At 71.7% G+C, this 26,901-nt stretch carries 28 protein-coding genes and 1 tRNA gene; 7 read left to right on the top strand and 22 right to left on the bottom strand.

The window, feature by feature from the left end; all coding sequences use genetic code 11:
• Positions 1–191 precede the first annotated feature (191 nt).
• The 7 genes from ASF17_RS03415 to serS form a co-directional block, all read right to left on the bottom strand.
• Positions 192–1,091 carry an SCO1664 family protein gene (locus ASF17_RS03415; protein ID WP_082475007.1) on the bottom strand — a complete coding sequence of 300 codons (900 nt, stop codon included), beginning with the start codon at positions 1,089–1,091 and terminating at the stop codon, positions 192–194.
• Positions 1,088–1,750, bottom strand: coding sequence for a DUF3090 domain-containing protein (locus ASF17_RS03410; RefSeq protein ID WP_055795219.1), 663 nt, complete (start codon positions 1,748–1,750; stop codon positions 1,088–1,090). Before ASF17_RS03410 ends, ASF17_RS03415 begins: the two co-directional genes overlap by 4 nt.
• A 120-nt stretch (positions 1,751–1,870) precedes the next feature.
• Positions 1,871–2,557 (bottom strand): MSMEG_4193 family putative phosphomutase, encoded by a 687-nt coding sequence (locus ASF17_RS03405; RefSeq protein WP_200913415.1) that lies wholly within the window; start codon positions 2,555–2,557, stop codon positions 1,871–1,873.
• A gap of 38 nt (positions 2,558–2,595) precedes the next feature.
• Positions 2,596–3,615, bottom strand: coding sequence for a glycoside hydrolase family 6 protein (locus tag ASF17_RS03400; RefSeq protein WP_055795217.1), 1,020 nt, complete (start codon positions 3,613–3,615; stop codon positions 2,596–2,598).
• Between the two features lie 202 nt (positions 3,616–3,817).
• Positions 3,818–3,902: transfer RNA gene (locus ASF17_RS03395), tRNA-Ser, on the bottom strand.
• A gap of 80 nt (positions 3,903–3,982) precedes the next feature.
• Complete coding sequence (locus ASF17_RS03390) at positions 3,983–4,825, bottom strand: HAD family hydrolase (protein WP_055795215.1); 843 nt, start codon at positions 4,823–4,825, stop codon at positions 3,983–3,985.
• Positions 4,822–6,087, bottom strand: a complete 1,266-nt coding sequence (serS, locus tag ASF17_RS03385) for a serine--tRNA ligase (RefSeq protein ID WP_055795210.1) — start codon at positions 6,085–6,087, stop codon at positions 4,822–4,824. Before serS ends, ASF17_RS03390 begins: the two co-directional genes overlap by 4 nt.
• 169 nt (positions 6,088–6,256) lie before the next feature.
• Here serS and ASF17_RS03380 point away from each other — a divergent pair, with 169 nt between their 5' ends.
• Entirely contained in the window at positions 6,257–7,309 is a 1,053-nt protein-coding gene (locus ASF17_RS03380) for a diacylglycerol/lipid kinase family protein (RefSeq protein ID WP_082475006.1), read from the top strand.
• Here ASF17_RS03380 and pheA read toward each other — a convergent pair.
• Positions 7,306–8,265 (bottom strand): prephenate dehydratase, encoded by a 960-nt coding sequence (gene pheA, locus ASF17_RS03375; protein ID WP_055795208.1) that lies wholly within the window; start codon positions 8,263–8,265, stop codon positions 7,306–7,308. The two genes, ASF17_RS03380 and pheA, sit on opposite strands and share 4 nt — an antisense overlap.
• 69 nt (positions 8,266–8,334) lie before the next feature.
• Here pheA and pgm point away from each other — a divergent pair, with 69 nt between their 5' ends.
• A complete protein-coding gene (gene pgm, locus ASF17_RS03370) occupies positions 8,335–9,954 on the top strand; it encodes a phosphoglucomutase (alpha-D-glucose-1,6-bisphosphate-dependent) (protein WP_055795207.1) in 1,620 nt (539 codons plus the stop codon).
• A gap of 121 nt (positions 9,955–10,075) precedes the next feature.
• Complete coding sequence (locus ASF17_RS03365) at positions 10,076–11,128, top strand: matrixin family metalloprotease (RefSeq protein ID WP_055795204.1); 1,053 nt, start codon at positions 10,076–10,078, stop codon at positions 11,126–11,128.
• A gap of 72 nt (positions 11,129–11,200) precedes the next feature.
• Here the strand turns inward: ASF17_RS03365 and ASF17_RS03360 are convergent, their stop codons facing one another.
• A complete protein-coding gene (locus ASF17_RS03360; RefSeq protein WP_055795203.1) occupies positions 11,201–11,719 on the bottom strand; it encodes a hypothetical protein in 519 nt (172 codons plus the stop codon).
• 279 nt (positions 11,720–11,998) lie between these two features.
• Positions 11,999–12,856, bottom strand: a complete 858-nt coding sequence (locus ASF17_RS03355) for a M15 family metallopeptidase (protein ID WP_055795201.1) — start codon at positions 12,854–12,856, stop codon at positions 11,999–12,001.
• A gap of 354 nt (positions 12,857–13,210) precedes the next feature.
• Between ASF17_RS03355 and ASF17_RS03350 the strand changes: the two genes are divergently transcribed.
• The 3 genes from ASF17_RS03350 (at position 13,211) to ASF17_RS16070 (ending at position 14,302) form a co-directional block, all read left to right on the top strand.
• Entirely contained in the window at positions 13,211–13,792 is a 582-nt protein-coding gene (locus tag ASF17_RS03350; RefSeq protein WP_055795199.1) for a MarR family winged helix-turn-helix transcriptional regulator, read from the top strand.
• A gap of 235 nt (positions 13,793–14,027) precedes the next feature.
• The gene (locus ASF17_RS15475; protein WP_156357271.1) at positions 14,028–14,177 is read left to right on the top strand and encodes a hypothetical protein; all 150 of its coding nucleotides are present in this window, start codon (positions 14,028–14,030) and stop codon (positions 14,175–14,177) included.
• Positions 14,177–14,302: a hypothetical protein gene (locus tag ASF17_RS16070; protein ID WP_268761053.1), complete on the top strand. Its 126-nt coding sequence runs from the start codon at positions 14,177–14,179 to the stop codon at positions 14,300–14,302. Before ASF17_RS15475 ends, ASF17_RS16070 begins: the two co-directional genes overlap by 1 nt.
• A 29-nt stretch (positions 14,303–14,331) precedes the next feature.
• On the opposite strand, the gene ASF17_RS03345 is transcribed toward ASF17_RS16070, so the two are convergent.
• Positions 14,332–15,285 carry a DNA-methyltransferase gene (locus tag ASF17_RS03345; protein ID WP_082475005.1) on the bottom strand — a complete coding sequence of 318 codons (954 nt, stop codon included), beginning with the start codon at positions 15,283–15,285 and terminating at the stop codon, positions 14,332–14,334.
• Between the two features lie 100 nt (positions 15,286–15,385).
• On the opposite strand from ASF17_RS03345, the gene ASF17_RS03340 reads away from it, so the two are divergent.
• Positions 15,386–15,670, top strand: a complete 285-nt coding sequence (locus tag ASF17_RS03340) for a GNAT family N-acetyltransferase (protein WP_055795197.1) — start codon at positions 15,386–15,388, stop codon at positions 15,668–15,670.
• Between the two features lie 47 nt (positions 15,671–15,717).
• Here the strand turns inward: ASF17_RS03340 and ASF17_RS03335 are convergent, their stop codons facing one another.
• From ASF17_RS03335 to ASF17_RS03285, 11 genes are all read right to left on the bottom strand, one after another.
• Complete coding sequence (locus tag ASF17_RS03335) at positions 15,718–16,767, bottom strand: lipoate--protein ligase family protein (protein ID WP_055795195.1); 1,050 nt, start codon at positions 16,765–16,767, stop codon at positions 15,718–15,720.
• Positions 16,768–16,777: 10 nt separating this feature from the next.
• Positions 16,778–17,644 carry an alpha/beta hydrolase gene (locus tag ASF17_RS03330; protein ID WP_055795193.1) on the bottom strand — a complete coding sequence of 289 codons (867 nt, stop codon included), beginning with the start codon at positions 17,642–17,644 and terminating at the stop codon, positions 16,778–16,780.
• Between the two features lie 108 nt (positions 17,645–17,752).
• Positions 17,753–18,379: a PepSY domain-containing protein gene (locus ASF17_RS03325; protein WP_156357270.1), complete on the bottom strand. Its 627-nt coding sequence runs from the start codon at positions 18,377–18,379 to the stop codon at positions 17,753–17,755.
• Between the two features lie 178 nt (positions 18,380–18,557).
• Positions 18,558–20,096, bottom strand: coding sequence for a sensor histidine kinase (locus ASF17_RS03320; protein ID WP_055795189.1), 1,539 nt, complete (start codon positions 20,094–20,096; stop codon positions 18,558–18,560).
• Positions 20,089–20,766: a response regulator transcription factor gene (locus tag ASF17_RS03315; protein WP_055795187.1), complete on the bottom strand. Its 678-nt coding sequence runs from the start codon at positions 20,764–20,766 to the stop codon at positions 20,089–20,091. Before ASF17_RS03315 ends, ASF17_RS03320 begins: the two co-directional genes overlap by 8 nt.
• A 162-nt stretch (positions 20,767–20,928) precedes the next feature.
• Positions 20,929–21,681 carry an SDR family NAD(P)-dependent oxidoreductase gene (locus ASF17_RS03310; protein WP_055795185.1) on the bottom strand — a complete coding sequence of 251 codons (753 nt, stop codon included), beginning with the start codon at positions 21,679–21,681 and terminating at the stop codon, positions 20,929–20,931.
• Positions 21,682–22,459: 778 nt separating this feature from the next.
• On the bottom strand, positions 22,460–23,032 hold the full coding sequence (locus tag ASF17_RS03305) for a helix-turn-helix domain-containing protein (protein ID WP_055795626.1): 573 nt from the start codon (positions 23,030–23,032) through the stop codon (positions 22,460–22,462).
• A gap of 79 nt (positions 23,033–23,111) precedes the next feature.
• Positions 23,112–23,567, bottom strand: a complete 456-nt coding sequence (locus ASF17_RS03300; RefSeq protein ID WP_055795183.1) for a hypothetical protein — start codon at positions 23,565–23,567, stop codon at positions 23,112–23,114.
• An 80-nt stretch (positions 23,568–23,647) separates the two neighbouring features.
• Positions 23,648–24,340 carry a hypothetical protein gene (locus ASF17_RS03295; protein WP_055795181.1) on the bottom strand — a complete coding sequence of 231 codons (693 nt, stop codon included), beginning with the start codon at positions 24,338–24,340 and terminating at the stop codon, positions 23,648–23,650.
• A gap of 224 nt (positions 24,341–24,564) precedes the next feature.
• A complete protein-coding gene (locus ASF17_RS03290; protein WP_055795178.1) occupies positions 24,565–25,896 on the bottom strand; it encodes an ABC transporter substrate-binding protein in 1,332 nt (443 codons plus the stop codon).
• Between the two features lie 116 nt (positions 25,897–26,012).
• On the bottom strand, positions 26,013–26,846 hold the full coding sequence (locus ASF17_RS03285) for a carbohydrate ABC transporter permease (RefSeq protein ID WP_055795624.1): 834 nt from the start codon (positions 26,844–26,846) through the stop codon (positions 26,013–26,015).
• Positions 26,847–26,901: the final 55 nt, after the last annotated feature.

Below are 26,901 nucleotides of genomic sequence, written 5' to 3'. Positions count from 1 at the left end.
GAATCTGACCGCCTCTCGTGTCCTGCTCACGACCTCTCCGTGTCCTCCGGGTGAACGGGTGGTCTCGACACGGTCACGATCCCGCCGCGGCGACGGCCCTCACGAGGTGCACCGCATTCCGGGAGGCGCGCTGAAGCCCCGGAGACACCGCCCAGGAGGCGCGACCCGAGCCCCAGGAGGCGCGGCGTCCCTCAGAACAACGGCCAGGGCACCGCCGACGACGCACCCGAGGGCGCGGGGAACCGGCCCTCGCCGATCAGGTGCTCGATCCGCTCGATCGTGGCGACCCGCGCCTCCTCGGTCAGCAGCTCGACGAGCGAGTCGCCGAGGGTTCCGTCCAGGTCGGCGCGCAGCCGGTGCAGGCCGTCGAGCTCCGCGGCGTCGAGCTCGTCGCCGATCCACCCCCAGAGCACCGTGCGGAGCTTGTGCTCGACGTGGAAGGTGAGTCCGTGGTCGACCCCGAGTCGGCGGCCGTCGGGCAGGGCGAGCACGTGGTCGCCCTTGCGATCGGCGTTGTTGACCACGATGTCGAAGACCGCCATGCGGCGGAGCGCCGGGCTGTCCTCGTGGATGAGCGCGACGGGTCGGTCGTCCTCGTCGGAGCCCTCGAGCACCGTGCGCCACCCCGTCTCGGGCACCTCGTCGGTCGGCAGGAGGTCGACGGCGGGGTTCTCGGCGTCGATCTCGCACCAGAGCTGCACCATGCCCGGGCCGTGCGGCCCGTCGCGCAACCAGGTGCGCGGGACGACTCCCCACCCGAGCGCCTCGGAGACGAGGTGGGCGGCGGCCTCTCGCCGGGCCAGGTCGTTGTCGGGGAAGTCCCAGAGCGGTCGTTCGCCCTTCGCGGGCTTGTAGACCACCTCACGGTCGCCGATGAGCCCGACGAACGTCGCGTTCGACGCCGTCGTCAGTCGCGCCGTGAGCTCGAGCTCGCCCCGGTCGAGGTCGACGTCGAGGTCGGGGCCGGGGACGGGTTCCGAGTCGGCACCGAGGCCGCCGGCATCCGCACCGAGACCGACGTCGACGTGATCGCCGCTCTCGGCGCCGTCGTCGGCCCGGGTCTCGGACCCGCCCCCGACGCCGGTGGTCACCAGAGGTCGCCGGCGGGGCAGTCGTGACCCTCGGGGTCCATGGGGTTGCCGCAGCGCGGGCACAGGGGGCGACCGGCGCGGACGACGCCGAGGGTGCGGGTGGCGAAGGCCCGCGCGGTGCCGACGGGGATCCGCACGCGCAGCAGCTCGGCGGGTTCGACGACCTCGGCCAGCATCGCGGCCTCGCCGTCGCCGTCGCCGCGGCCGTCGCCGGGATTCGAGTCGAACGCGAAGCCGTCGAACCCGTCGAGACCCTCGAGGCCGTCGGGTGCGCCCGGGCCGTCGGCCGGATCGTCGTCCTCGATCAGGGGGAACGCCTCGATGACGACCTGCGCGGTCGAGGGATCCCAGCCGAGGCTGATGGCCCCGGTGCGGAACTCGGCGGTGACGGGCTGATCGAGCGGTTCGTCGTCGAGCAGCTCGGCGGGGGTCTCGGTGGGGATCGACACGGGGTTGCCGCGGCCCTCGGCGGCCTTCAGCTCGTCGAGCAGCTCGTCGACCTTCTCGGCGAGCACCGCGGCCTGCTGCTTCTCGATCGCGACGCTGACGACGCGGGCGCCGGCGCGCACCTGCAGGTAGAAGGCCCGTGCGCCGGGCTGACCGACGGTGCCGACGACGAAACGATCGGGCCAGTCGAATCCGTGCACGATGGTTGGCATGCGCTCATCCTACGAGCGCCGTGCTCCGAGCGGCCCCGGAGTCACGGGGCGCGACCCCCTGCAGGAGGCGCGTTGCCGGTCGGTCACGACCCGCCCCTCCTCGAGGAGGCGCGGTGCCGGTCAGGCGTGCCCCGCGCCTCCACCCACGGGTGCGTCGCCCGACGGGGCCGACGCCCGCAGCCACGACAGATCGCCGGAGTCGGTGTTGGTGGCGATGACGTCGGGGCGGTGGGTGCCGTAGCGGACGATCGAGATCGACGCCGGGCCGACCGCGATGCGCTGGAAGAGGTCGAGGTGCATGCCGAGGGCGTCGGCCAGCACCGACTTGATGATGTCGCCGTGGCTGACGGCGACCCAGACGGCGCCGGGCCCGTGCTCGGCCTCGATCTCGGCGTCGCGTCGGCGGATGGCGGCGACGGCGCGCGACTGCATCGTCGCCATGGGCTCGCCCCCGGGGAACACCACGGCCGAGGGCTGCGACTGGACGACCGACCAGAGGGGCTCACGGGCGAGGTCGGCGAGCGAGCGGCCCTGCCAGTCGCCGTAGTCGCACTCGGTGATGGCCTCGTCGAGCGGGCTGTCGAGCGGGCCCTGCTGGGCGTCGATGACGGCCGACGCCGTCTGGCGGCAGCGGTCGAGGGGGCTCGAGACCACGGCGACCACGGGCACGGCGGCGATGCGCTCGGCGGCGCGGAGGGCCTGCTGGCGACCCACCTCGTCGAGGTGGACGCCGGGGGTGCGCCCGGCGAGGAGCCCGCCGGCGTTGGCGGTGGTGCGGCCGTGCCGCACGAAGAGGACTGTGGCCATACCCGTGAGCCTACGGGCGGCCGCCGACGGTCGAGTCGCTACGGGCGGTTGGCCACCAGGGCGGTCGCGTACGACGGGAACCAGGCCCCGGCCGCCGGACCGCCGTTGCACGGACCGTCGCTGGCGCCCGGCGTCTTGATCCACAGCTGGGCGTCGAGCCGACCCGTGCCCTTCGTGCGGTGCGGGTTCACCCCGAGACCGGCGCCGGGCGCGTTGCACCAGGTGCCCTTCCAGCCGCGGCCGTTGCGCGAGACGTCGACGACGTAGCGCGCGCCTCCCACCTTCGACGACACCTTCTCGGCGTAGGCGACCTCGTCGGCCACGGGGTAGTAGTTCGAGACGTTCGTGGCGAAGCCGCGGGCGACTCCGACCCCGGCGGCGACCAGGCGCTTCGCCATGACGTCGGCGGGGACCCAGTTCGAGTTGCCGGCGTCGATGTACGATGGCACGCCCGCGGCGCTGAGGGCCGTGACGGCCTTCTTGATGGTGGCCTCGCGCCCGGCGGCGAGCTCGGGGCAGCTGCTGAGGTGGGCGAGGGCGTCGGGCTCGACGATCACGACGGCCTTGCGCCCTCGGAGGGTGTCGGCGATGCGCTGGTTCCACGTGAGGTACGCGGCCGACGACGCCGCGCCTCCTCCGGAGAACCCGCCGCAGTCGCGGTTGGGGATGTCGTACGTGACGAAGACGGGCGTGGTGCCGGCCTTCTCGGCCTCGGCCAGGTTGTAGCGGAGGACCTCGACGAGCTGCGCGTCGCTGTACCACGAGCCCAGCCAGATGGCGACGGACTGCCCGGCGATGGTGCGGGCGGCGGCGGCGTCACGCGTGCGGCCCTGCTTGGCGAGGGCGTCGGCGGCACGCGAGGCCTCGCTCGAACGCTGCACGTAGAGACCGCCGGCGTAGACGGTCGTGGTCGGCGCGGTCTTGATCGTGGCACGGGTCACCGTGGCGGAGCCTCCCGCGGCGGCCGAGGCCGACGAGGCCGGGGCGATCGCTGCGAGGCCGGCGCTCAACACGAGAGCGCCGACGGCGACGGCGCTCGCGAGGGCGAGACGGGTCATGGGACGGATCCTCAGAAGTGGCGGGCCTCGGGGTGCGAGCTCAGGTGCTCGACGGCCACGTCCAGTGCACCACGTCCGGCCGACCGGGGCAGCCCCTCGTTCTGGTCACGCCGCCGGACCGGGCGCAGCGGTGAGGGGCGCAACGGTGCGACGCGCTGCGGTCGGAGACGCTGCGGTCGGAGACACTGTCAGGCGCCTGATGCGGAGGGCGTGGGATTCGAACCCACGAGACATCTCTGCCCACTTGTTTTCAAGACAAGCTCCATCGGCCGCTCGGACAGCCCTCCCGGCCTGCGCGAGGCGTACCCCGGCGACCGCCGTCGAGTCTAGCGGACGACCCCGATCCGCCCCAGGGGCCTGCCCGGACCTACAGCGTCGCGAGCGCGGTGGCGAGCCCGTCGTCGAGGTCGGTCCCGGTCCGCTCGCTGGCGACCTCGACGACGTCCTCGGGCGCCTGGCCCATGGCGACGCCCCGACCCTCGGCTGAGGCCCAGCGCAGCATGTCGATGTCGTTGCGGCCGTCGCCGGCGGCGAGGACGCGGTCACGCGGCACGTCGAGCCACTCGCGGACCCGCTCGAGGGCCGTGGCCTTCGTCACGCCGTCGGGCGCGATGTCGAGCCAAGCCGTCCACCCGACGTTGTAGTTCACCTTCGAGAGGCCCATGCGCTCGACGACCTCGAGGAACTCCTCCGTGCCGTGATCCGGCGACACGACGACCACGCGGGTCGCGGGCCGTTCGCCCAGCTGCTCGAACTCGACCTTCTCGGCCTGACCGCTCGCCTCGATGACGGGGAAGGTGCCGCAGTAGCGCATGACCCCGTCGCGGTCCTCGACGGCGTACCCGCCCTCCGAGAGGTTCGACCGGATGGTCGTCAGGACATCGGTCGGGTCGAACTCCTCGACGAAGACCTGGCGGTAGCCGGTGGGCGCCGTCTCGTCGCGGCCGAGGGTGATCGCGCCGTTCGCGCACACGACGTACTCGGACACGAGGCCGAGACGCTCGAGCACGGGCAGCGTCATCGAGACCGAGCGACCGGTCGCGATCATCACGCGGTGCCCGTCGCCGGCGAGGCGGCGGATCTCGTCGGAGACGGCGTCGCTGATGGTGCCGGTCTCTTGCATGATCGTGCCGTCGATGTCGAGGCAGACGAGCCACTGCTCGTCTGCGGGCAGGGCCCCGGCGGCCGCGGCGGGCGAGGGGCTCGTCATGCGACGGGCTCGATCACGTCGAGGCCGCCGAGGTAGGGGCGCAGGGCCTCGGGCACGATGACCGACCCGTCGGCCTGCTGGTGGGTCTCGAGGATCGCCACCAGCCAGCGCGTCGTCGCGAGCGTGCCGTTCAGCGTCGCCACCGGGGCCGTCTTGCCGCTCTCGGTGCGGTAGCGGATGTCGAGGCGTCGCGCCTGGAACGTGGTGCAGTTCGACGTGCTGCTGAGCTCGCGGTAGGTGCCCTGCGTCGGAACCCACGCCTCGATGTCGTACTTGCGGGCCGCGCTCGAACCGAGGTCGCCCGCCGCGACGTCGATCACGCGGTAGTGCAGGCCGAGCGCCTGCATCATCTCCTCCTGGAAGGCGACGAGCGCGAGGTGCTCGGCCTCGGCCTGATCGGGGTGCACGTAGGTGAACATCTCGAGCTTGTTGAACTGGTGCACGCGGAGGATGCCCCGGTTGTCGCGACCCGCGGCGCCGGCCTCGCGGCGGTAGCAGGTCGACCAGCCGGCGTAGCGCACGGGACCAGCCTCGACGTCGAGGATCTCGTCGGCGTGGTACCCGGCGAGCGCGACCTCGCTCGTCCCCGTGAGGTAGAGGTCGTCGGCGGGCAGGTGGTAGACCTCGTCGGCGTGCGACCCCAGGAACCCGGTGCCGGCCATGATCTCGGGGCGCACCAGGGTGGGCGTGATCAGCGGGGTGAAGTCGTTCTTCAGGGCGAGGTCGAGGGCCATGTTCATCATGGCGAGCTCGAGACGTGCGCCGATGCCCCGCAGGAAGTAGAACCGCGAGCCCGAGACCTTGGTGCCGCGCTTGATGTCGATGGCACCGAGCCGCTCGCCGAGGTCGGCGTGGTCGAGCGGCTCGAAGTCGAACTCGCGTCGGGTGCCGACCTCGCGCAGCGTGACGAAGTTCTCTTCGCCACCGGCGGGCACCCCGTCGATGATCGGGTTGCCGATCGAGCGGATGGCCCGATCGAACGCGGCGTCGGCCTCGGTGGACTCCGCCTGCGCGGCCTTGACGCGCGCGGCGAGCTCCTGCGCCTGGGCGACGAGGGCCTTCTTCTCGTCTTTGGGCGCCTTCGCGACGGTCTTGCCGAAGGCGTTCTGCTCGGCGCGCAGCGCCTCGAACGCGGCGATGGCGGTGCGTCGGGCGGTGTCGGCGGCGACGGCGGCGTCGACGACCGACTCGGACTCACCCCGAGCACGCTGACTCGTCTTGATGAGGTCGGGGGCGTCGCGCAGCAGCTGGGGATCGATCACCCGCCCATCCTAAAGAAGAAACGCCGCGCCTCCTCGGCGTCCACAGGGGCCGTGACGGTCCACGGCGTCGGCCTGGCCGTCCCTCCCCCGAGGAGGCGCGGGTCGAGACCGTCCACAGCCGCGCGCCCGCCACATGGTCCGTTCGCCGGGCGTCACCTAGGTTTGCTGCATGACGACCTCCTCCTCCCCCGCCGAGAGGCCCTCGTCGACCGAGGCCTCGTCGGCCGCCTCCGATGGCGGGGCGGGTCTCGACGAGACCGCCGTGCGGACGGCCGCGGTCGTCTACAACCCCATCAAGGTCGATCTCAAGACGATCCGCGCGTCGGTGCTGCGGCACGAGCACGACGCCGGGTGGGGTCCGACGCGCTACTACGAGACGACCAAGGAGGATCCGGGCGGCGAGGTCACGGCGCGGGCCCTGGCCGAGGGCGCCTCGATGGTGATCGCGGCCGGCGGCGACGGCACGGTCCGTGCGGTGGCCGAGGCGCTGCGCGGCTCCGACACGTCGCTCGCCCTGCTGCCCTCCGGCACGGGCAACCTGCTCGCGCGCAACCTCTCGCTCACCCTCGATCGTCTCGACGACTCGATCGCGACCGCCTTCACGGGGCGCGACCGCGACATCGACCTCGGCGTCGTCGACATCGAGCGCGAGAACGGCGACCGCGAGACCAAGGTGTTCGTCGTCATGGCGGGTGTCGGGCTCGACGCCAAGATGCTCGCGAACACGAACGACGAGCTGAAGCGACGGGTCGGCTGGCTCGCCTACGTCGATGCCATCGCCCGAGCGCTGCGCGACGACAACAAGATCGACGTGCGGTACCAGCTCGACGGCGGCGAGACGAAGACGATGAGCGCGCACACGATCATCGTCGGCAACTGCGGCCTGCTGCCGGCGAACATCATGCTGCTGCCCGACGCCGCGGTCGACGACGGCATCTTCGACATCGTGGCGCTGCGACCCGAGGGCGTCATCGGCTGGGCGCAGATCTGGATCAAGATCGTGTGGGAGAACGGCGTGCTGCGGCGCAGCCACGTGGGGCGCCGCATCATGGCCGCGAACTCGAGAGAGGTCCGCACCCTGCGCTACAACAAGGGCAGGAAGCTCGTCGTGCGGCTCGACAGCCCGCAGGACTTCGAGATCGACGGCGACTCGGTCGGCAAGGCCGTCGCGCTGCGCGCGGTCGTCGACCCGGGCGCGCTGACGGTGAGGGTCCCGGCCTAGACCGGGTCCACGCCCGACACGAGCCCGCGCAGCCAGTCGCGGGCGTCGACGAAGGCGTCGTCGTCGTAGCGGGGCGACACCTCGACGGGCGTGCCGTCGGCTCGGGGGTACGAGCCCAGGAAGGTCACGTTCGGGCTGAAGCGCTTGAGACCGAGCAGCGCGTCGGCGACGCGCTCGTCGAGGACATGGCCCTCGAGGTCGATCACGAAGCGGTACCGGCCCAGGGCGTCGCCGATGGGGCGCGACTGGATGAGGCTCAGGTTGATGCCGCGCGTCGCGAACTGCTCGAGCATGTCGACGAGGGCACCCGCCCCGTCGACCGGCAGCTCGACGATGAGGCTGGTCTTGTCGGCGCCGGTGGCCGGCGGCACGGGCACGGTGCGGCTGACGAGCACGAAGCGCGTGACGGCGTTGGCGTTGTCGCCGATCCCGGTCGCGAGCACCGTCACGTCGTGGTGGTCGGTGATGCCCGGGGGCGCCACGGCGGCGTCCGCCTCGCCCGGCCCGCGATCCGCGCGGAGCAGGTCGGCGGCCGCCGCGACGTTCGAGCTGGCGGGGATGTGCCCGTGCCCCGGCAGGTTCGCCTCGAGCCAGAGGTGCGTCTGCGCGTAGGCGACCGGGTGCGCGTTGACGACCCGCACCTCCTCCAGCCGGGTGCCCGGACGGGCCACCAGCACGAAGTTCACGCGGACGAGGTACTCGCCCACGATGCGCAGACCCGGGACGGTGGCGAGGGCGTCCTGCGTGGCGCTGACGCCGCCCTCGACGCTGTTCTCGATGGCGATCATCGCGGCGGTGCTGCGCCCGGCGATGACGTCGGCGAGCGCCTCGCCCACGTTGTTCACGCTGCGCCAGACGGCGCCCGCGGCCTCGGGGACCTGCTTCAGCGCGGCCTCGGTGAAGGTGCCGGCCGGGCCCAGGTAGCTGTAGGTCGACGAGGAGGCGGTGGTCGGCATGTCCGAGAGCCTACTGAGGGCTGTGGAGACCCCGCGACGAAGGTCGGCGGCTGGTGCCAGGATGACCTCATGACAGACCGTGCCGGAACCCCCGCCGAAGCCAGCGACCTCATCGACCCCGAGAAGGTCTCGGCCGCGTACTACGAACTCGTGCCCGACGTGTCGGACCCCGAGCAGAAGGTCGTCTTCGGCACCTCGGGTCACCGCGGCTCGTCGCTCGACTCGGCGTTCACCGAGACCCACATCGCCGCGATCACGCAGGCGATCGTCGAGTACCGCGCGGGTCAGGGCATCACCGGCCCGCTGTTCATCGGTCGCGACACGCACATCCTCAGCGGGCCCGCCGAGCGCACCGCCGTCGAGGTGCTCGTGGGCAACGGCGTGCACGTTCTCGCCGACGCCGAGGGCGGCTACGTGCCGACCCCGGCCCTCAGCCACGCGATCCTCGTCTACAACTCCGACCCGGCGCACGCCGACAAGGCCGACGGCATCGTCGTGACCCCGAGTCACAACCCCCCGCGCGACGGCGGCTTCAAGTACAACCCGCCGCACGGCGGTCCCGCCGACAGCGAGGCCACCAACTGGATCGCGACCCGCGCCAACGAGATCATCGCGGCGGGCAACGTCGACGTCCTCCGCGCGGACGGCAGCCCCGGGCGCCACGACTTCCTCCGCGGCTACGTCGGCGACCTGGCGAACATCATCGACATCGAGGCCATCAAGAAGGCGGGCGTCCGCATCGGCGCCGACCCGCTGGGCGGCGCCAGCGTCGCGTACTGGGGTGCCATCCGCGACGTCTACGGCCTCGACCTGACGGTCACCAACCCGGGCGTCGACCCGACCTGGCGCTTCATGACCCTCGACTGGGACGGCAAGATCCGCATGGATCCCTCGAGCCCGTCGGCCATGGCCAGCGTCGTGCACCGCAAAGACGAGTTCGACGTGCTGACCGGCAACGACGCCGACGCCGACCGTCACGGCATCGTCACGCCCGACGGCGGTCTGATGAACCCCAACCACTACCTCGCGGTCGCGATCGACTACCTCTACACGCACCGTCCGCAGTGGCGGGACGACGCCGCGATCGGCAAGACGCTCGTCTCGTCGAGCATCATCGACAAGGTCGCCGAATCGCACGGGCGCCGCCTCTGGGAGGTCCCCGTCGGGTTCAAGTGGTTCGTGCCCGGGCTCGTCGACGGCTCGGTCGGCTTCGGCGGCGAAGAGAGCGCGGGCGCGTCGTTCCTCCGCACCGACGGCACCGTATGGACGACCGACAAAGACGGCATCCTGCTCGCCCTCCTCGCCAGCGAGATCATCGCCGTCACCGGCAAGACGCCCTCGCAGCTCTACGCCGAGCTCGTCGAGAGGTTCGGCGACCCCGTCTACCAGCGGGTCGATGCGGCCGCGTCGAAAGACCAGAAGGCCCGACTCGGCAAGCTCAGCGGCGACGACATCACGGCGACCGAGCTGGCGGGCGATCCGATCATCGCGAAGCTGACCGAGGCCCCCGGCAACGGCGCGTCGGTCGGCGGACTGAAGGTCGTCACCGAGAAGGCCTGGTTCGCGGCCCGCCCCTCGGGCACCGAAGACGTCTACAAGATCTACGCCGAGAGCTTCGACGGACCCGAGCACCTCGCGCGCGTCCAGGCCGAGGCCAAGCAGATCGTCGACGCCGCGCTCGGCGCCTGACCCGGAGGGGGGATAGGCATCGGCCGGACCGGTGCCTATCCTCGTCGCAGGGGGAGGCGCGCGAGCCGTGGCTCACCGCCGACGTCGCGAGGGACGCCCGTCGGATCTGACAGGAGACCCCGTGACGACCTCGACCGAGAACACCCGCACCGACCAGCCCGCGAGCCCGCGCCCCGGAGCCCGCCGGCTGGTGGCGGCCGCGGCCACCCTGCTGCTCGTCGCCACCGCCGGCGTCGTCGGCTCGCAGAGCGCGCAGGCCGCCGGGGCCGTCGCGTGCTCGACGACGGGCACCATCGACGCCAGCCGCACGACCGCCCTCCGGGCCGACTGCGCCTACGACGACCTCGCCGTCGCGGTCGGCCCGGGGCGGACCGTCCCCGTCCCCGCTCCGGGAACCACCCTGGCCATCGGCGTGGTCATGGCCGAGGGCGCCGCCGAACTGCCCGAGGTCACCATCACCCGCGACGCCGAAGGCCGGGTCGCCGTGGCGATCGGTGAGAAGGTCTACGGCGACGAGACCGCCGCCGAGAGCCTCACCGCCGAGACCGCCGAGACCACCACCCCCGCGACGCCGCGGGCCGCCGCAGGCTGCGGGTCGACCACTGCCTGGTCGCAGTCGAGCCCCACCTGGCCCGGCGCCTTCTCGTGGTACATCAACGGCACCTCGCAGCCGCACCCGACCGCTGCGACGTCGGCCGTCCAGTGGGGCGCCTACTCGATGGCGTCGAAGTACACGCGCTGCGGCTACCAGATCAAGACCCGGGCGACGTCGAAGTACGTCGGGACGACGCGGTACGCCGTCGGCGTCTCGACCGCCGGCGGATGCAGCACGAACTCCGACGGACGCAACACGGTCGGCTACAAGTCGCTGCCCTCGGGCGTGCTCGGGGTCACCTGCGTGCTCTACGCGCCGACTCGCGCCATCGAGGCCGACATCGCCTTCACGACCAAGGCGTCGTTCTACGTCTGGTCGGGCACCGGCGCCTGCAAGCCCGGACAGTTCGATCTGCGGACGACGGCCGCCCACGAGTTCGGTCACGCACTCGGTCTCGGCCACACGCAGGCCCGCTCGGCGCAGATCATGCAGCCCAGCGTCGGGTCGTGCGACTTCTCGACGCGCCTGAAGGGCGCCGGCGACGCCGCGGCGATCGCGAAGCTCTACCCGCTGAAGTAGCCGACCACCGACACGTGAGGCGCTGAGGCCCAGGTGTGACTAGCCGCCCGGACTATGCGCTCCCTTCTTGGCTCAGGCCCTGCTCTTCGTTGCATTTATCGTGGTCAGCGGCACCATGATCGGCTTTTCGATCCGAGAAGCCGAACAACTCCTCATGGTGATCGGGGCCTTGATGACGTTGTCTGGTTTCGTCGCCTCAGTGCAGCAGCAGCAGCACCACCGACGTCGCCGCTGAACTCCGGGCGAGGCCGTGCGCCGAGCTCCGTCGAGGTGCACTGGGGAGGGATGAGGGGGCGGAGCCCCTTCGCGTCGCAGCGGAGGGGGGATCCCGGCGCCGGGAACCGGAGGAGCGGGGAGGAGCCCGCTTCGATCAGGCCCTCCCCTCCCCCGGTTCCAGCTCTCGTCCGTGGCGGTCTCGTCGTAGTCGTCGCCCTCGGCGTCGAACGGGTCGAAGTCGCCGGTGTGCTGGGTGTCGTCAGCCGCGGTCCCCCGGATGCTCTCGGCCCGGGCCGCGTTCTGGGCGGCGTCGGCCTCGCCGCCGTCGACGACGATCTCCGCCCGCCTGCCCGGCTCCATGCTGACCCTCATCATCGGGTCAGCATGTCATTCGAGACCGCTGTCTCAAACGGGTGCCAGCGCTACCCGCCCGACCTGAATGTTCTCGAGCAAAGCAGCTGAGATCGGAAGCACTCGCGGCATGGTGCAACCGGTCACGGAAGGCGAATCAGGCCTGGTCTGCTCGCGAGATCGCGCGGTGAACCGCTCCCCCGAGGCTGAGAACGGTAGAACCGAGTCACGCAACCGTACGGTTGCGAGACGCGAACGGCCCTGCGATGAGTCGATCGGCTACGCGCGGGTCTCGACCCGAGGTCAGCCGGCGTAGTCGGGCGCGGCGGGCAGCCCGAAGAACTCCTCGAGGGTCGTCACGCCGGTCTCGTGCATCTCGGTCGCGAGCTCGGGGCCGATGTACCGGAAGTGCCACGGCTCGAACGTGAAGCCCGTCACCGCGACCTTGTCGGCCGGGTACCGCAGCAGGAACCCGAAGCGCCAGGCGTTCGCTGCCAGCCACTCGCCCTGAGGGGTGTCGCCGAAGCAGGCCTGCAGCGCGCAGCTCAGGGGCACGGGGCTGATGTCGAGGGCCAACCCGGTCTGGTGCTCGCTGAACCCCGGTCGGGCGCTCTGAGCGTCCGCCCTCACCTGACCGAGCTGCGCGACCCAGCCGTCGTAGACCTCCACCTGGGTCGCGTACGAGCGGTAGGCGCTCTGCACCTGGAACGCGCCTGCGCCCTCGGCTTCCCCCGCGGCGAACATCTCGACGACGGCGGCAGCCACCTCGGCTCGCAACGTGGGCGGGTTCTGGCTCGCCACGTCGGCGGTCACGAGGTCGCTCGACGCGTAGTCGACGGGGTCGAGGGGGCGCAGCTTGTCGCTGACCACCCAGAGACTCGACGGGTCGTCGATCGATCGGGCCGTCGCGTCGAAGGCGGGCGGCGTCGGGGAGGCGGGGGGCGCCTCCTCGGTCTCCGCCGGTGAGGACTCCGGCCCGGGCTCGGCGGACCCCGCCTGCGGTGACGGCGTCGGCCCGGCCGAGACGGGCGACTCCGACGGGGTGCGGGACGCCGAGGCGTCCGGCGACGCCGACGAGCACGACGCGAGCAGGGCCGCGGCGAGCACCGCCGCGAGGGGGACCACGAAGACGGAGCGGGACGAGGCGAGACGAGGTGACATCGGCCCGAGCCTAGTCATCGGCCCGCCGAGGCTCACCCGGGCCGACCGACCCGGCTCGCGGACGCGCTCGGCGAACGCTCGGCGAACCCCCGCCGGAGCCCGCCGGCAACCTGGTCGTCGCCTCCGTATTCGTCGTCGACGGTCGTGACCACCCTGGCAAGGGGGTAGCGTGTGTCCTGCTGGAGGTGCTAGCCACCTCCCCGGTCGTCTCGCCCCCGGCGTACCCTGCCCGTGAAGCTCACGCGGGAGGCGCGATGACCACACGGGCCGCGTCTCTCGAGAGGCGCGGCCCGTTCTCCGTCTCGGCGGGTTCGGGGTTCGTGCCTCCCACCCGGTGAAGCTAGTCTCTCTAGCATGGCGACGAACACCCCGGCGGCCCTGTACGACGCGACCGGCTACTGGTACACGAGCAGCAGCGAAGAGCGCGGTGTCGAGGTGCTGAACGCCCTCCGCCGCTACCGGGCCGCGGAGTCGGCCATGCGCAAGCGCACCCGCGACTCGATGGGCATGGGCGACACCGACCTGGCCGCGCTGAGATTCCTCGTGCGCGCGTCGCGCCGCGGCGAGGACGTCAACGCGAAGGACCTCGCCACCCACCTCGGCATCACGTCGGCCTCGACGTCGGTCCTGATCACCCGGCTCGTCGGCAGCGGGCACCTGCAGCGCAACCCGCACCCGACCGATCGGCGCGGGGTGCTGCTGACCGTGACGACCGATTCGCACGTCGAGGTGCGGTCGACCCTGTCGGCGATGCACCAGCGCATGATCACGACCGCCGAGGCGATGACGGCCGACGAGCAGGCCGCCGTGGCGTCGTTCCTCGACGCGATGTCCGAGGCGCTCTCGCTCGACGATCACGACGACGCCGACCCCGGTGCGGCGACGCAGGGCGACCCCGCCGAGGAGGCGCGGGTCACCCCCCAGCACGGCTCCTGATCCGGAAAACGCGACCCCCGCGAGACAGGTATCCGCAAGGCGAACCGACTCCCTGAATCGCTAGACAAGCTAAACACCCTCTGCCACGCTCGTGTCACGGCCCCGATTCACGGCGGGGCCACCGTCTCCGGTTCACGGCCGGAGGCGCACGGACCCTCCTCCGGGCGGGCCGTGACCGCATCACGCATCACGTCGGATCGGCAGGCATCGCAGGGATGCCAGAAACGAGCGGAACATGACTGCACTCACGACGACGCCGCAGGGGCGTCGGACCGACTCCCTCGACGCAGGGCACGACTCGACCGTCGCGGTCATCGTCGTCGCCTCGATCGGGATGATCATCAGCCTCGGCGCAGCCGTCGGCACGGCCCTGGGGATGGTCTGATGAACGCCCAGATGCTCCAGTCGCTGACGCACGAGCAGCTCGTCGCGGTCGTCCGAGGCACCGTCTCCGTCGGGGCTTTGCACAACGCAGACCACGCCCGCGAGCTCTCGCAGACCGCCGCCTGATCAGCCGGCCGCAGCAGCCCGCCGGCTGATCATCCGGCCGCCTCGGTGGCGGTCGTCTTCTTCGGGGTCGCGGCGGCCTTCGTCTTCGTCGCCGGGGCGACCCGTCGGCGCGCGGGTCGCGGCTTGACCACGGCGAAGTCCGCCTGCGGGAGGCGTCGGCGCATGACGGCCACCGCCTCCTCGTTGCTGTCGACGAGCACGAACCGGCGACCGAGGGCCTCGGCCACGGCGCCGGTCGTGCCGCTGCCGGCGAAGAAGTCGAGCACCCAGTCGCCCTCGCGACTCGACGCCTGCACCATGCGGCGCAGAACGCCCTCGGGCTTCTGGGTCGGATAGCCCGTCTTCTCGCGGCCCGTCGGCGAGACGATCGTGTGCCACCAGACGTCGGTCGGCAGCTTGCCGCGGGCGACCTTCTCGGGCGTCACCAGCCCGGGCGCCATGTACGGTTCGCGGTCGACCGTCTCGGAGTCGAAGTGGTACCGCGAGGGGTCCTTCACGTAGACGAGGATCGTGTCGTGCTTCGTGGGCCAGCGGTTGCGGCTCTTCGCGCCGTAGTCGTAGGCCCAGATGATCTCGTTGAGGAAGTTGTCGCGCCCGAACAGCACGTCGAGCAGCACCTTGGCGTAGTGGGCCTCACGATAGTCGAGGTGCAGGTACAGGGTGCCGTCGGGCGCCAGCAGACGCCAGGCCTCGGCCAGTCGCGGCTCGAGGAACGACCAGTAGTCGTCGAATCGGTCGTCGTAGCGCATGAGGTCGCCGCGGATGCGCTCGTACGCGACGCCCTTGAAACCGGTCACGGCGGTCACGGAGTCGTCGGCGCTGCGGATCGACGTGGTCGATCGACGCTGCTGCTGGCGACCCGTGTTGAACGGCGGATCGAGGTAGACGACGGTGAAGGCCTCGTCGGGCAGCTTCGCCGTGACGTCGAGGTTGTCGCCCTGGACCACGAGACTCGGGGAGGTGCTGGTCCAGTTCACGGGCATGCCCCCATTCTGTCGGGTGGCGACGGCCGATCGCGCAGGCGACGCCGCGCCTGCTCGCCGTGCCCGGAGCAGCACGGGCCCGCAGGCGTAGCGTGGCGGGATGAGCACCGTCGTCGAGAACCGCCCGGACCAGAACCAGTACGCCCTCGTCGAGGGCGATGCCACCGTCGGCTTCGCCGCCTACGAGATCGTCGGTGACGAGATCCGCTTCACCCACACCGAGATCGAGCCCAGCCGCCGCTCGACCGGGCTCGGCGCGCAGCTCGTGCAGGGAGCCCTCGACGACGTGCGCGAGGGCAGCGAGCGCCGCGTCGTGCCGCTCTGCCCGTTCGTCGCCGACTACATCGACGAGCACGTCGACTACCGCGAGCTCCTCACCCGCTGACCCGCGCATCCTCGGGGGTCAGGGGACGCGACGCAGCCACTCGGGCGTCAGGGGACGCGACGCAGCCACTCGGGCGTGGCGAACTTCGTCGTGACGAGCTGCTCGGCCTGAGCGAGCTCGTCGTCGGTCACGTGCCCGGTCGTCGCGCCGTAGAGCCCGGTGAACGTCTGCTTCAACCGCTCGATGATCTCGGTGCGGGGCAGCCCGGTCTGACTGCGCAGCGGGTCCACCCGCTTCGCGGCGCTCGTGGTGCCCTTGTCGCTCATCTTCTCGCGGCCGATGCGCAGCACCTGCACCATCTTCTCGCCGTCCATGTCGTACGACATCGTGGCGTGGTGCAGCAGGGCGCCGTTGCCGAGGCGCTTCTGCGCGGCACCGCCGATCTTGCCCTTGGCCGAGGTGATGTCGTTCAGCGGCTGGTAGAACGCGTCGATGCCGAGCGACTTGAGCGCCGTGATGACCCACTCGTCGAGGTAGGCGTACGAGTCGGCGAAGCTCATGCCCTGCACGAGCTCGCCCGGTGCGTAGAGCGAGTACGTGACGATCGACTCGGCGTCCATGAACATGGCTCCGCCGCCGCTGATCCGACGGACCACCTCGAAGCCGTGGAGCGCCGCGCTGTCGAGGTCGACCTCGTTCTTCAGCGACTGGAAGCTGCCGATGACGACCGCCGGCTGCTTCCACTCCCAGAACCGGAGGGTGGGGCCGCGGCGACCGGCGCCGACCTCTTCGGTGAGCACCTGGTCGAGGGCGAGGTGCATGTTGGGCGACACCGGCTCGTCGTGGATGATCTGCCACTCGTAGTCGCGCCAGTCGGTGGCCTTCGACAGGCTGCGCCGGACGGCCACCGCGATCGCCTCGGGGCTGAACCCGAGCAGCACGGCGTCGTCGGGCAGACCCCGGCGGATGGCCGCGGCGATCGTCGCGGCGTCCGACTCGACGGGCAGGCCGTTGACCGCCCGGTCAATCGCGTCGAGCGCGGTGTCCGGCTCGAGGAAGAAGTCGCCTGCCAGGCGGAACCCGGTGATGCGGCCGTCGCCGACCTCGAGATCGACGACCACGAGTTTTCCGCCTGGGACCTTGTACTCACCGTGCATGGGTCGCAGCCTAGGCCACTCGGTCGTCGAGCCACCGGACGAGATCGGCGACGACCTCGTCGCGGTTCGTCTCGGCGAATACCTCATGCCGGGCGCCCGTGTACACGATCAGCTCGACGTCGCTGAGGCGGCTGCGCCGCAGGTACGCCGTCGCGAGCCGACGGGCGCTGGCCTCGCCGCCGAGGGTGTCGTCGTCACCGACGAGGATCAGCACGGGCGGGTCGGAGTCGAGGGTGCGCGAGGGGCGCCCGAAGAGCCGCAGGGCGTCGCGGTAGCCGAACAGCTTCGCCACGGTCGCCACCGTCATCAGCGGGTCGGCGACGGCGCGCTCGACGACCGCCGGGTCGCGGCTGAGCCACTCGAACCCCGTGCCGCCCTCGTGCGCGTGCCGCTTGTTGAGGTCGCCGCCGTTCATGCTGCCCGGCATGCGGTACGCCGTGCCGCTGAGCACGACCGCGTCGAAGAGCGAGGCACGGCGGTCGATGATCTTCTGCATCATGAGCGACCCCCACGAGTGCCCGAGGCCGACCAGCGGCAGCCCCGGCTCGTCGGCCCGGATGATGCCCGTCAGCTGGGTGATCGCCTCGATCGTGCCCGCGAGGCCCGAGGGACCCAGCCGGCCGAGCTTCGTGTGATCGCCGCCCCACTGACCGAGACCCGTCTGCCCGTGGCCGAGATGGTCGTCGGCGTAGACGGTGTAGCCGGCGCGGACGAGGTCGTGGGCGAGCGCCTCGTAGCGCAGCGCGTGCTCGGCGACGCCGTGGGCGATCTGCACGACGCCCTTCGGCGAGGCCGCGCGCCACGCGTAGTAGTGGACGGTGACGCCGTGGGCGTCGACGAACGTGTGGTCGCCACGGGCGGGGGTGAACTGGGGCACGGGGTCATCCTGCCAGCAGCGTGCGACACCGCGGGCGAGGCGGGGACGACGGGAGGCGCGGGTCGGCCGGTGAGCCGATCCGCGCCTCCTGGGCTGCGTCGTCGTCGATCAGCTGCGGGGAGCGTCGACGTCGGTGCGGACGACGCCGAAGTCGGCGTCCAGGTCGACGTCGACCTCGGTGCCGTCGTCGAGGCGCACGTCGACCTCGTAGGCGACGCCGGCGTCGTCGCTGCGGTCGGCGTCGGTGACGACGCCGCCGCCGGCCTCCTCGATCGCGGCGGCCGAGGCGCGGTCGTAGTCGGCGCCGGTCAGGTCGGAGTCGTCGCGGTCGTCACCGGCGCTGGGCGCGGCCGTGCCCGTGCCGGACGCGTCGTCGCCCGAGCGGTCGTCGGCGTCGGCGTCGTCGCCACGGTCGTCGCGCCGGTCGGAGCCGTCGCGGTCGTCGCGGTCGTCGACCCGGCTCGAGACGACCTGGCGGTCGCCGTCGAGGAGCACGGTGACCTCGCGGCCGTCGTCGCGGGTGACGTCGACCTCGTAGCCCTCGAGGCCGTCGTCGAGCCGGTCGAGGTCGGTGACGACGCCGCCGCCGACCTCGTCGAGCGCGGCCTGCGAGACGGTCTCGCGGTCGGACGCCGAGACGCGGTCGTCCAGGTTCGAGGCGACGGCGATGCCGCCGCCGGCGAGGACGATGACGGCCGCGGCCGCTCCGGCGATGATCATGGTCTTCTTCTTCACGGTGTCTCCGATCGTGGGGCCCGTCGGGCCGGCTTCCGACGCGGCGGGGGCGCCGGTCGAGCTGATGACATCACTCTGGATCGGCGGCACTGAAGCGACCCTGAAGCCCGCTGAAGGAACCTTCAGGAGGCGCGGGTCGACCCCGGTCGCCGATCGCGCGTCGCGGAGCGGGACCGCGTCAGAGCAGCCCGGACGGGAGGTCGACGACGAAGCGCGCGCCTCCGAGCGGGGAGGAGTCGACGGTGACCGCGCCGCCGTGCACGCGGGCGATCTCGCGCACGATGGCGAGCCCCAGCCCGCTGCCGCCGGAGTCGCGGGCCCGGGCCTCGTCGAGTCGCACGAACCGGTCGAAGACCCTCTCGCGCTCGGCCTCGGGCACGCCCGCGCCGTCGTCGTCGACGGTGAGGACGGCTCGCCCCTGACGCTCGACGAGCCCCACCGAGACTCGGGTCGCCGCATGGCGCGAGGCGTTCGCGAGCAGGTTCCGGACGACCTGCCCGAGCAGGCCCTCGTCGCCTTCGACCCGGGCGGGGCCGACCCCGGTCGCGTCGATGGTCAGGGCGGGCGCCGTGCTCCGCAGGCGAGCGGTCTCGGCGACCACGAGGTCGTCGAGGTCGACGGGGCGACGGGTGACGCCGAGGGCCCCCTCGTCGGCCCGGGCGAGCACCAGCAGGCCCTGCACGAGCGCCGTGAGCCGCGCCTCCTCGGTCATGACCGTGCCGGCGAGCGCGACGCCGTCGATGCTCTCGGGGTGCAGCAGGGCGACCTCGGCGTGCTGGCGGATCGTCGCGAGCGGCGTCTTCAGCTCGTGCGACGCGTCGCCGACGAACCGTCGCTGCGCCGCGGCGGACGACTCGAGACGGGCGAGCATCACGTTCAGCGTGCGGGCCAGGCGCGCCACCTCGTCGGATCCGCCGGGGTCGGCCACGCGACGGTCGAGCTGGGCCGCGGTCACGGCGTCGACCTCGCGGCGCATCGCCTCGACGGGGCGCAGCGCCCGCCCGACGACGAGCCAGGTCGTCACGCCGAGCACCAGCAGGGCGACCGGGATCGCGACCCCGAGGGTCACGAGGCTGGCCGAGGAGGCGGCCCGCGCCTCCTCGAGGGATCGCACGGCGACGACGGTGACGGTCGCCGCCGGGTCCGCCGGCGTGCTCGCGGCGTCGTCGGCGTCCGCGTCGGTCTCGTCGTCGGAGTCGGCGTCGCCGGCGGAGTCGTCGCCGGAGCCCGTCGCCGAACCGCCGCGACCGCTGCTTCCGCTGCCGCTGCTGCCGCTGTCGTCGCTCGCGTCGGCGTCCGGCCGCACGGCCCGCTCCGTCTCGACCACGTACCGGTCGCCGTCGATGCGCGTCGTCGAGTCGAGCGACGCGGGGCCTCCGACGCTGCCGTCGGTGAGGTGCTCGAGCAGGTCGTCGTCGCCGCCGGCGGCGAGCAGCGCGCCGGTGCGGTCGACCACCAGCACGGCGCCGTCGTCGGTGTCGCCGGCCGCCGCGGTCACCGGCGACGTGCCCGCCTCGATCGCCGAGACGACCCGGTCGGCGTCGGCCGTCGCCGACGATCGCGGGACGTCGTCGAGCACGGCCCGCTGCACGAGGGCGAAGACGAGCGTGAAGACGCCCAGGGTGAGGGCCACGGCGAGCACGGCCGCGACGGTGATCCGCAGCCGGAGCGAGGCGCGGTGCCCGGCCCGGGGCGTCGCGCCGGCAGCCTCAGCCACCCTGCGCCTCGAGTCGGTAGCCGGCGCCGCGCATCGTCACGATCGATTCGCGGCCGAACGGGCGGTCGACCTTGTTGCGGAGATGCCGCACGTACACCTCGACGATGTTGGGGTCGCCCTCGAAGTCGTCGTTCCAGACGCCGTCGAGCACCTGCCGCTTGGTGACGACCTGCCCCACGTGCCGCATGAGGAACTCGAGCACGGCGAACTCCCGACTCGTCAGCTCGATCGCGGAGTCGCCCCGGTGGACGCTGCGGGACGCGGGGTCGACGCGCAGGTCGCCGGCCTCCAGCACGACCGGCCGCTCGCGCGCACCGCGTCGGACGAGCGCCCGGAGCCGCGCGAGCAGCACGACGAACGAGAAGGGCTTGGTCAGATAGTCGTCGGCGCCGGTGTCGAGGGCCTCAACCTGGTCCCAGTCGCCGTCTTTGGCCGTCAGCATGATGACGGGGGTCCAGTCGCCGCCCTCGCGCATGGCTCGGCAGACGGCGTAACCGCTCATGCCGGGCAGCATGATGTCGAGCACGACGGCGTCGTACGTGCCCTCGCGCGTGCGCCAGAGCCCGTCGGTGCCCGTGCCGGCCACGTCGACCGCGATGCCCTCGGCCTCGAGCCCCAGCCGCAGCCCCTCGGCGAGGGCGGCCTGGTCTTCGACGACGAGCACGCGCACGAGGGCCTCCTGACGACGCGCCGGGTGCGCGAGAAGCCCATTGTGGCGGGCGGGCGCTGAAGCGCGGCTGAAGCGGTCGCCGGACGTGTCCATGCCCGCCGACCCGCGCCTCCTGGGGAGCACGCGACGGGTCGGCGAGGCGACGGACCGAGGAGGCGCGCTCTAGTGAGCCGAGTAGCCGCCGTCGACGAGGTGGTAGCTGCCCGTGATGAACGACGCCTCGTCGCTCAGGAGGAACAGCACGAGCGCCGACACCTCTCTGTCGGTGCCGAGGCGGCCGGTCGCGTGCTGCGATTCGAGGTGCGCGAGGGCGTCCCCGTCGAGCGACGACCGGACGAGCGGGGTGTCGATGAAGCCGGGGCCGACGGCGTTGGTCCGCACCCCGCGGGCCGAGTACTCGAGCCCGGCGACCTTCGTGAGACCGACGAGGGCGTGCTTGCTGGCGACGTACGCGGCGTTCTGCGCGAGGCCGACCGAGCCGAGCACGGAGCTCATGTTGACGATCGCGCCTCCCCCGGCCTCGACCATGGCGGGCAGCTGGTACCGCAGGCCGTAGAAGACGCCGTCGAGGTCGACGCCGCGGACGCGATCCCAGGCGGCGACGTCGTAGTCGCCGATGTCGGCCGGAGCGGCGCCGATGCCGGCGTTGTTGACCGCGAGGTGCAGGGCGCCGTACGTGGTCTTCGCGAACTCGACCGCCGCCTCCGACTGCTCGGCCTTCGCGGTGTTCTGCTCGAACGCGGCCGCCGTGCCGCCCGCGGCGACGATCTGGTCGACGACGGCCTGCGCGGCGTCGAGCTCGATGTCCGTGACGACGACCGAGGCGCCCTCGGCCGCGAGCGCGCGCGAGATGGCGGCGCCGATGCCGCTTCCGCCGCCCGTGACGAGCGCCGTCCTGTTGTCGAATCGAGCCATGATGCGTACCTTCCGTCGTCGGGGGCCGGCCGTCGGGGCCGGTCGGGCTCGTCGGCGAGCCTGCACGTCGCACGGTACGCTGGCGGGCGCCACACGGCTACACGTGTCGCCCAGCCTCGCTCGTCTCGCCATCACGGCCGATATAGGGTCAGAGACATGCCCCGCTTTCCGGAGTCGCTCCTCATCATCGCCTCCTCGGTGGCGGCGGTCGGCTCCGTCGTCGCCCTGGCCGTCTTCCGAGCCGTCCCCCCCACCGCTCGCCGCCTACAGCTCGCTGGCCTGCGACGAAGACGGCGTCTGCGTCCCACCCGACGGGGCGATGCCCAGCGTCATCGTCGGATCCCTCGCGCCGATCGCCTTCGCGGCGGGGCTGCTCGGGCTCCTCGCGGCGCTCGTCCTGCGCGTCGCCGAGAGCAGGTGGCCGCCGCTCATGTCGACGGGGGCACCCGCTGAGGCCGGCCCCTCCCGAGATCTCGCAGCAGCGTCAGCAGCACCCCGCCGCGCCTCCTCGTCGGACCCGCTCGCCAGGTATCGACCACCGCGCGGCGACGGGTAGAGGGCGGGGCCGTCAGCCCACAGCTATCACGCATCCATGCGTAAGAGCTCGACGGAGAGCACGGCCCCCTCCACCTCCTGGCCTCCAGCAGAGGGCGGGCCCGCCAGCGGCTGATGCGCACCCATGCGTGATAGCCGATCCGAGTGAGCACTCCCCCGCTCAGCCGGCACGGCCGGGCGCACGCACGAGGCCCCGCGCCGCGCCGCAGACATCCGCCGCGCCTCAGGCGCCTCGATGCCCCGGCAGGTGCGCCCGCTCGCCGTCGTGGTCGAAGATCGTCAGCACCTCGACCGGACCCTCGTGCGCCTCGATCACGTGAGGCGTCATCGTCGAGAACTCCGCCGCCTGCCCCTGCCGCACGAGGATCTCGCGCTCACCGAGACGCAGCCGGACCGTGCCGCTCAGCACCGTGAACCACTCGTAGCCGGGGTGCACGCGGGCCTCGCCGACCTCCCGCTCCGAGGTGATGCGCATCTTCGCGATCGTCACGCCCCGACGGTCGCGCTCCCTCGACAGCAGCCAGACGGTCAGCCCGGCGCTCGCCTCGGGCTCGGGGCGGATGACGACGTCGTCGTCGCCCTCGGGCTCGACCAGCTGATCGAGCGTCGTCCCGAGCGCCTGCGCGATCGGCACCAGCTGATCGAGCGCGATGCGGCGATGCCCGGTCTCGATGCGGCTCAGCGTCGACGTCGAGAGGTAGCAGCGCGTCGACAGCGCCTCGAGGGTCCACCCGCGCGCCACCCGCAGCCCGCGGATCCGCTGCCGGACGACCTCGTCGATCATGTCTTGCGTCATGAGCAAGACCCTATGCCCGCGGCGCAGCCCCCGAGAGACGAAGCACCGGAAGCGGGGACCCGAGGAGGCGCGGTGCCGGTCAGTCGGTCGCCGCGCCTCCTCGGGTCGCCCGCGCGATCAGCTCGACGAGCTGCGCCGTCGAGCCGTCGTCGACCGCCGTGTAGGCGAAGGACGTGGCCCAGAGCGACCCCTCGTCGAGCGCCGCCGCATCTTGGAAGCCGACCGTGCTGTACCGCGTGCCGAACTTGCCGCCCGGCTGGAAGAACACGACGATCCTGCCGTCGGGCCCCGCGTACGACGGGAACCCGTACCAGGTCTTCGGCAGCAGATCCGGGGCCTGCTCGAGCACGATCGCGTGCAGGTTCTCGGCGAGCGCACGCTCCGATGGCGTCATGGCGGCGTGGGCGTCGAGCACGTTCTGCAGATCGGCGGCGGCCTTGTCGGCCGCCTTCTGCTGCTTGGCTTCAGCGCGGAGCTCGGCCGCCCGCTGCTTCATCGCCGCCTTCTCGGTCGCGCTGAATCCGTCGGTCGCCATGGTCGCTCCTCGCTCGTGGTGTGGCACACAGTATGCCAGCGAGCGTCTCAGGGGGAAGAGGGCGATCGGGTCGGCGGGGCTCAGCCGCAGAACTCGCTCGGCGGGACCGGGCCGTCGCCCACGCTGATGGTCGAGATCGTCCCGGCGTCCGCGCCCTCGACCGGCTTGCCCACGGTGAAGACGAGCCAGTCGTCGCCGCTCGGCGCCACGCCCCAGTACTCGACCGTGTTGTACTCGCCCGTCCTCTCGAGAGCGGGGTAGGCCGCCTGGGCCTCGGCCAGCGTCGAGTCGAGACCGATCCCCTCGGCCGTCGTGGGCGACGGGCGATCCGCCTCCAGCTGCGAGCCGATGCCGAGACGGACGCTCGTGATCACATCGGAGTCGAACGAGTCGGTGCCGAAGTACACGAACGGGACGGACGGGTCGTCGATGCCGACCACCGGGCATGCCTCCTCACGCGTCGCGACGGGGCCCCCCGCGGCGGCCAGCTCGTCGATCGTCGCCGTGGCGCTGCCGCCGAGCTGGATCGGCCCGAGCCCGGTCGACGACATGACCCACGACGCGGGGTCCGCGAGATCGACGGCCGGGGTCGGCTCGGGAGCCGGAGTCGTGGTCGCCGTCGCGCTCGGCGTCGTGCTCGGGGTCACCTCGACCGACGTCGCCGACGGCGTCGGCGTGACGGGTGTCGTCGTGGACTCGCCCGTGCAGCCGGCGAGGACGAATCCGCCCACGACGACGGTCGTCAGAGCGGTGAGCAGTCGAGAGGTGGTCATGTGCGAGAGGCCTCCTGAGCCTGGATGAGAGACACCTGTCGTCCCCCTGGTCAACACGCTAGACGTGCCGGTCCACCTCGGTCTCATCCCCGCGGATGATGATGCCGAGCGGCAGGATGACGACCCGCGCCTCCTCGGCTCCGGCTCAGGCCCCCGGGCGCACGACGGCGCCCGCGTCGGAGGAGGACTCCCCCGGCGCGGGCGCCGTGTGTGCTGGTGTCGTGCTACTTCGTGACCGCGATCGACTGCGCCTCGAGGGCGGCGATCGTCTTCTCCTGGCCGGACTCGAGAGCGTCGAGCAGGGTGCCGTCACCCGACGCGGCGGTGCCGAAGCCGTCCGAGATGTCGCTGTAGGTCTGCGTCATCGTGGGGCCCCAGGTGAAGGGCTGGATGTTCTCGGCGGCCGTGGCGAAGTCCTCGTAGATGGCCTGGTCGCCGTAGAACTCGACGCCCGAGGTCAGGGCGGGCAGGTCGGCGCCGGTGCTGGAGGCCGGGTACAGGTTGGCCTCCTTGTTGAGGGCCTCGAGCGACTCGGTCGAGGTGTTCAGCCAGACCAGGAACTTCGAGGCCTCGGCGGGGTGCTCGCTGTTCTTGAAGACGACGTTCGACGATCCGCCCCAGGCGGCCGATGCGGTCTCGCCCTCGGTCCACTGCGGCATGGGCGCGACGGCCCAGTCGCCGGCGGTGTCGGGTGCGCCGCTCGAGATGGTGTTGGCGCCCCAGACGGCCGAGACCCAGGTCCAGTCCTGATCGGTGTTGTAGGCGTTGTTCCACTCGTCGGTGAAGCTCGGCAGGGTGGTGACGAGGTCCTTCGAGATGAGGTCCTGCCAGTAGTCGGCGACCTTGGTCGATGCCTCGTCGGTCATGTCGACCGTCCAGGTGCCGTCGCTCGTGTCGAACCACTGGCCGCCGGCCTGCGAGACGAGACCGGCGAACTGGTTCACGTCGCCCTTGGCGAAGTTCGTGATGCTGCCGCCCATCTCCTTGATCTTCACGGCGTCCTCGGCGTACTGCTCCCACGTGGTGGGGACGTCGAGGCCGGCCTTCTCGAAGAGGTCCTTGCGGTAGTAGAGGGCCATGGGGCCCGAGTCCTGGGGGATCGCGTAGACGGAGTCGTCCTCGCCGAAGGTGACCTGGTTCCAGAGACCGTCGGAGTAGTCGGCCTCGGCGTCGGAGACGCCCTCGCACGACGCGATGTTCGCGAGGCCGTCCTGCACGCGGAACGCGGGGAGGGTGTCGTACTCGACCTGCCCGATGTCGGGCGCGTTGCCCGCCTTCAGCTGGTTGAAGAAGTTCTGGTAGGTGCCGCTGTTGCCGTTCGGCACGATCGAGACCTTGACCTGGATGTCGGGGTTCTCCTCGTTCCAGAGCGCCACGACCTTGTCCATGTTGGGGACCCAGGTGGTGAAGTTCAGGGTGACCTTGCCGTCGGAGGCGGCGCACGAGGCGGCGTCGCCGGAGCCGGACGCGCCGTCGCCTCCGGAGCTGCAGCCCGCGAGGGCGATGGTCGAGACGACGGCGGCCGCCGCGATCGTGAGGACACGGGATTTCTTCATGCGATTTCCAATCGAGGTGCGAGACCGGGCTGCCCGGTCTCGGGAGGGAACGACGTCGTTGCCTTGCGGAGTGGAGGTCGAGGAGGTGCGGGTCGGGTGACCCGGGGAGGGATGGCTCACTTGAGACCGCCGGACCCGAGACCGCTGCGCCAGAAGCGCTGCAGGCTGAGGAACGCGATCAGGAGGGGGATGATCGAGACGAACGCGCCGACGAGCACCAGGGTGCGGAGCTCGGGGTACTGGCTCACGTTGGAGTTCCACGTGTAGAGACCGAGGGTCACGGGGAACAGCTCCTGCGAACGCAGCATGACGAGCGGCAGGAAGAAGTTGTTCCAGATCGCGACGAACTGGAACAGGAACACCGTGACGAGCGCCGGCGACATGAGGCGGATCGCCACGGTGAAGAACGTGCGGAGCTCGCTCGACCCGTCGATGCGCGCGGCCTCGACGATCTCGTCGGGGACGCTCGAGGCGGCGTAGATGCGGCTGAGGTAGACGCCGAACGGGCTGACGATGCTCGGCAGGAACACCGCCCAGAACGTGTCGGTCAGCTGCACCTGGCTGAAGATCAGGAACAGCGGCAGCGCGAGGGCCGTCGCCGGGACGAGCACCCCGCCCAGGAAGATGTTGAACAGCGCCTCGCGGCCCCAGAAGCGGTACTTCGCCAGGGCGTAGCCGCACATCGCCGACAGGATGGTGCCGAGACCGCCGGCGACCGTGGCGTAGACGATGCTGTTGAGCATCCACCGCGGGAAGATCCCGTCGTTGTAGGTGAAGAGCTGCCCGATGTTGCCGACGAAGTCCTGCAGCGACGTGGCCGAGAACCAGAGCGCCGGCCCGCTGTTGAAGTTGTCGAGCGTCTTGGTCGACGAGACCAGCAGCCAGAAGATCGGGATCAGGAAGTAGAGCGTGAACGCGCCCATGATGATCATCGCGGCGGAGCGCGACATGACGCTCTCGCGGGGGCCGCGGCCGCGCTTGCGGGCCGGGGTGGTCTTGTCGTCG

Origin of the sequence: Frigoribacterium sp. Leaf263 (assembly GCF_001422285.1) — a bacterium.
In the GTDB taxonomy this organism is placed as follows: Bacteria; Actinomycetota; Actinomycetes; order Actinomycetales; family Microbacteriaceae; genus Frigoribacterium.
Note: the sequence above shows the minus strand (reverse complement) of the source record. Positions and strands in the feature narration are given on the sequence as shown.